The organism is Bacillus sp. B2-WWTP-C-10-Post-4 (assembly GCF_009183805.1).
Lineage (GTDB): Bacteria > Bacillota > Bacilli > Bacillales > Bacillaceae_G > Bacillus_A > Bacillus_A cereus.
On the sequence record NZ_WEII01000165.1, the window covers coordinates 1 to 6,381 of the forward strand.

Genomic DNA, 6,381 nt, shown 5'->3' on the forward strand with positions numbered 1-6,381 from the left:
ATTTTAGAGTCAACTGAACATTGTCATTTTCCTTTTAATAAACTTACTCAATTATTAAGTCTAGATGGAGAGAGTAATAATCTTCCCTTATTAAATACAATAGTAATGTTAGATGATATTCATTGTTATGAGAGTACAGATAAAATAAACTCTGATATGGTTATTAGGTTTATGAAAAATGAAGAACAGTTAAAGGTTCAAGTGGATTACAATTCTACTTTATATAGTGAAGGATTAGTTAGTAGAATAGTTAATCATTTATATAATATTTTAGATATATTAATGAAAGATCCAAATAAATCTGCAATGGATCTAGATGTAATGCCTAAAACAGAAAAGAATCAAATATTATTTGATTTCAATCATACGACTAGAGTTCATAAAACATTACTTTGTGAGACTGTAACAGCTCCTCAATTATTTGAAGAGCAGGTAAAACAGAATCCTAATCAAATAGCGATTGTATGTAATGGAAAAGAAATTACATATAAACAATTAAATATAAAAGCTAATCAGCTGGCGAGAAGGTTATTAGACCAGGGAGTTAAAAGAGAATCCATTGTTGGTGTGATGATGGAACGCTCTATTGAGATGATTGTAGGCATATTAGGTATCTTAAAAGCGGGTGGGGCGTATTTACCGATTGATACCGAGTTACCAAAACAAAGAGTGGAATATATGCTGACAGACAGCGGGTGTTCACATGTACTAACATATCAAAACTCTATTATAAAGGGAGTAGCATTTCAAGGTAGTGTAATAAATCTAATGGATATTCCTTTTGAAGAAGAACAATTAGAAGATTTGCAGATAACGATGGAACCTCAAAATTTGGCATATGTTATTTATACATCAGGTTCTACAGGCCAGCCCAAAGGGGTAATGATTGAACATCGTTCCTTAACTAATTTTTTGTGTGCAATGTATGAGGACTTCTCTCAAGATATAGGGATAACTGATAATGTACTATTCTCAAGTAGTATTTCTTTTGATGTTACTATATTTGAAATATTTGTCCCATTGGTATATGGAGCAAGAATGACTATTTATCAAGGTGAGAAGTTTGATGTACCAAAACTTGTACAAGTCATTCTTGAGGAACAGGTCACGTTAGCATATATTCCACCTACCTTATTAAATGAAATATATGATTATTTTGTAAGGGCGAATCAGAAGATATCGTTAAATAAACTTTTCGTGGGAGTAGAACCAATTAAAACAGAATTACTCGCAAAATACGATCATCTATTTAGGGGGAACCTCCAAATATTAAATTTATACGGACCTACAGAGGCTACAGTCTGTTGTACATCTTATCAATATGAGAGGGATAAAGAAATTACAACACAAAACGTACCAATAGGTTCGCCATTGTTAAATACTAAAATTTATATATTGGATTCATTTCATAGGATACAACCTATAGGTGTTCCAGGAGAAATATGTATTTCTGGCATAGGGTTAGCTAGGGGATACATCAATCGAAAAGAATTAACAGCAGATAAATTTATTGATCATCCATTTGAACATGGTGAGAAATTATATAAAACAGGAGATATAGCGAGATGGCTACCTGATGGTAACATTGAATACTTGGGACGAGTTGATCATCAAGTGAAAATAAGGGGATATCGAATAGAACTAGGTGAGATAGAAGCAAGTTTGTTAAAATATGAGACAATCAAAACCGCCGTAGTAATACAGCGAGAAGATGAAAGTGGAGAAAAGTATTTATGTGCGTATGTAGTTACAGAAAAAGATATTCCTATTCCAGAGGTAAGAGCATATTTAGCAACAAAGTTACCATATTATATGATACCTCAACAGATCATACCCATTCAAAACATACCGTTAACACAAAATGGAAAAATAGATAGAAAAAAATTACCTCAACCTATTTATAATATAAAATCTAGTCATATAGAGCCGACAACTTCTACAGAAAGAAAATTAGTTGAAATTTGGAAAGATGTTTTAGGAATTCCAAGGGTAGGAATACAGGATAACTTTTTTGAGATAGGTGGTCATTCATTAAAGGCTGCTAGGCTAATTTCTATCGTTAATAAAGAATTTAATGTGCAATTATCTATTAAATCCCTATTTAAGTTTCCTGTTTTGGTTGATTTTTCAAAATGTATATTAGAAATGGAAAAAAGTAATTATATTTCCATAGAACCTGTAAAACAACAAGAGTATTATTTAGCTTCTACGTCACAAAAGAGAATGTTTATAGTAGATCAATTAGAAGATGGTACAAATACAACTTATAATATGCCCACAATACTTAAAGTAGAAGGGGATATTTGTAAAGATAAGTTTGAAAATATATTTCAATCTTTAATTGAGAGACATGAAATATTAAGAACTTCTTTTCAAATTTTAGATGGGGAATTAGTGCAAAAAATTGAGCCTAATGTAGATTTCAATATTGAATACGTTCATGTAAATGAAAAAGATGCGGATTATATAAAACATGAGTTTATAAGTCCATTTGATTTATCAAAACCTCCATTATTAAGGGTGTTGCTTTTAAGGATAGCAGAAGAAAGACATATCCTTGTAGTAGATATGCATCATATAATATCTGATGGTTTATCAATGGGGATATTAATAAAAGAGTTTGTAGAATTGTATAAAGGAAATGAGCTTCCAAAATTGAGAGTGCAGTACAAAGACTATGTGATGTGGCAAAATGGACCTTACTATAAGAATCTAATTAGTGAACAAAAGAATTATTGGTTAACAACTTTAAAAGGAGAACTCCCGGTTTTAAATTTTCCAACCGATTTTCAAAGACCGACTATACAAAGCTTTAAAGGTAATGTTTGTTCTTTTAATTTGGGAACAGATTTAACTTTTAAAGTAAATAAGCTAGCAACTGAAACTGGTACCACGCCATATATGATTTTATTGGCCATTTATAACATACTTTTATCTAGATACACAGGTCAAGAAGACATTATTGTAGGTTCGCCTATTGCTGGAAGGTCTCATTCTGATACTAATCATATGATTGGTATGTTTATTAATACTTTGGTAATGAGAAATTATCTAGAAAATGACGATGAGTTTATTGAGTTTTTGAGTAGATTAAAACTCAATACATTAGAAGCTTATGAAAATCAAGACTATCCTTTTGAAGAACTATTAGAAGGTTTAGACTTGCATAGGGATACAAGTAGAAATCCATTATTTGATACCATGTTTGTTTTTCAAAACATGGATATGAATCCAATATCTATTGGTGAATTAGAATTTACACCGTATCCGTTTAAGCAGTCAGTTTCAAAATTTGATTTGTCATTAGTAGCAACGGAAATAGATAATAACATTCATTTAAAAGTAGAATATAGTACTAAGTTATTTAAAGCGGAGACAATAGAAAGGTTAATGGTACATTTTACAAATATAGTTGAGGAAGTAACTAATAACCCTAGAGTACGATTGCGTAATATTAATATGTTATCTATAGAAGAAGAACATTGTATTATGAATGAATTTAACAAAAAAGAGAATTCAAATTCTAATCATTTATTAGTGCATAAAATGTTTGAAGAACAAGTAAAACGGAACCCTAATCAAATAGCCGTTGTATGTAATGAAAAAGGAATTACATATAATGAATTAAATATAAAAGCTAATCAGTTGGCGAGAAGGTTATTAGACCAAGGAGTTAAAAGAGAATCTATTGTTGGTGTGATGATGGAACGCTCCATCGAGATGGTTATAGGTATATTAGGTGTCTTAAAAGCAGGTGGGGCGTATTTACCAATTGATACCGACTTACCAAAACAAAGAGTGGAATATATGCTGACAGACAGTGGGTGTTCACATGTATTAGTACATCAAAACTCTATTATAAAGGGGATAGAATTCCAAGGTAATGTAATAGATCTAATGGATATGTCTTTTGAAGAAGAACCAGGAGAAGACATGCACATGATGATAGAACCTCACAACTTAGCGTATGTTATTTATACATCAGGTTCTACAGGACAACCTAAAGGAGTAATGATTGAACATCGATCCTTGACTAACTTTTTGTGTGCAATGTATGAAGATTTCTCTCAAGATATAGGGATAACTGATAACGTTCTATTCTCAAGTAGTATTTCTTTTGATGTTACTATTTTTGAGATATTTGTCCCATTGATATATGGCGCAAGAATGACTATTTATCAAGGTGAGAAGTTTGATGTATCAAAACTTGTACAAGTCATTCTTGAGGAACAGGTTACATTATCATATATTCCACCTACTTTATTAAATGAAATATATGATTATTTTGTTAGAGATAACCAGAAGATAGTCTTAAATAAGCTACTTGTGGGAGTAGAACCCATTAAAACAGAATTACTCGCAAAATACGATCATCTATTTAGGGGGAACCTCCAAATATTAAATGGATACGGACCTACAGAGGCTACAGTTTGTTGTACATCTTATCGATATGAGAGTAATAAAGAAATTACAACACAAAACGTACCGATAGGTTCGCCATTGTTAAATACTAAAATTTATATATTGGATTCATTTCATAGGATACAACCTATAGGTGTTCCAGGTGAAATATGTATCTCTGGCATAGGGTTAGCTAGAGGATACATCAATCGAAAAGAATTAACAGCAGATAAATTTATTGATCATCCATTTGAACGAGGTGAGAAACTATATAAAACAGGGGATATAGCAAGGTGGCTACCTGATGGTAACATTGAATACTTGGGCCGAGTCGATCATCAAGTAAAAATAAGGGGATATCGAATAGAACTAGGTGAGATAGAAGCGAGTTTGTTAAAATATGAGACAATCAAAACGGCCGTAGTAATAGATCAAGAAGATGAAGCTGGGGAAAAGTATTTATGTGCATACGTAGTTACAGAAAAAGATATTCCTATTCCAGAGGTAAGAGCATATTTGGCAACAAAGTTACCACATTATATGATACCTCAACAACTCATACCAATTCACAATATACCATTAACACAAAATGGGAAAATAGATAGAAGCAAGTTACCAAAGCTAAATACAATGAGCAATAGTAATTATGTACCACCAAGAAATGAAATAGATAGTAGTTTAATTGATATTTGGAGTAGTATATTAGGCGTAAATAAAATTGGTATAAATGATAATTTCTTTGAATTAGGTGGTCATTCTCTTAAGGGATTAAAGTTATTCGAAAATATCAAGAGAATGTTTAATGTGCAACTGCCATTAAGTTTATTATTTCAAAAGGCTACTATTGAACAATTAAGTGATGTAATAAGTAGGAATAAAGGAATAGAAAGTGAGTGTTTAATTCCAATTCAAAATGGAACAAACAAGGATAGTCAATGGTTCATTGTTCATGGGCAAGGCGGGGGTATATTAAACTATTATGATTTGGCTAGAGAATTAGGAGAGAATAAGACTGTATATGGGTTACAATCTATAGGATATGATAATTGTAGATTTCCAAACTTATCTGTAGAGGAAATGGCGGTAAGATATATAGAAGAGATTAAACAAGTAAAAAAGGAAGGGCCATATACCTTATTAGGATGGTCTTTTGGAGGGATAGTTGCATTTGAAATGGCTAGAAAATTAGAAGAACTAGGTGATAAAGTTAGTTTTCTAGGTTTACTTGATGTTCATCCTATTGAACAAGGTAAGGAGATTCTTAGTTTAAATATTAGGAATGCATTTGAAGAATTGGAAAAATTCAATGATCAGTTAGGGATTGAGAAAATTAGTTTTGAGCAAATGTGTGAAGAACAATTAATAGAATCTTTACTGAAAAAATTTACATTGAATGAAAATAGTTGTCAGCAAAATTTTGAAGATCCAATGATGAATAAGTTAAAAGTAATGATAGCTAATAGATATGCATACCTAAAATATAATTGTAAACAAAAAATAAAAGCAGATATCTTTCTATTTAATGCATCTATTAATGACATTCACCCACTAGTAGATTATAACAGATGGAATGAATATACATCAGGGGAAGTATACGCTTTGCAAGTGCCAGGTTCCCATCTGAGTATGTTAGAGAAACCGCATATTCATGAGTTGGTAAAGAGTATAAAAATGAGTTTTAAACAAATGCTCTTATTAGCACATGTAAATAGGTGAAATATTATTTGAAATTGTACACTATTAGTTTTCTAAAAGTCTCATAAATTCGTGTATAACATATTATGAGACTTTTTTCTTTGAGCCCATTCAATAATAGACATAAAGAGGTTAGAAAATAAGTCGAAAATATGAATGTAAAATAGAATATTATCCTCTGAAAATGTTTTTTACTAATCAAAAATAAATAGGAATTATTCATTGAGAGTTTTTTATATTTATATAAGAAGTTAGGTGGGAAGGAAATAATGAATATATATAAGG

At 31.0% G+C, this 6,381-nt stretch carries 1 protein-coding gene; it reads left to right on the top strand.

The window, feature by feature from the left end; all coding sequences use genetic code 11:
• Positions 1-6,117, top strand: a 6,117-nt coding sequence (locus GBN78_RS27840) for an amino acid adenylation domain-containing protein (RefSeq protein WP_152127936.1), incomplete at its 5' end; no start/stop codon positions are given.
• Positions 6,118-6,381 lie beyond the last annotated feature (264 nt).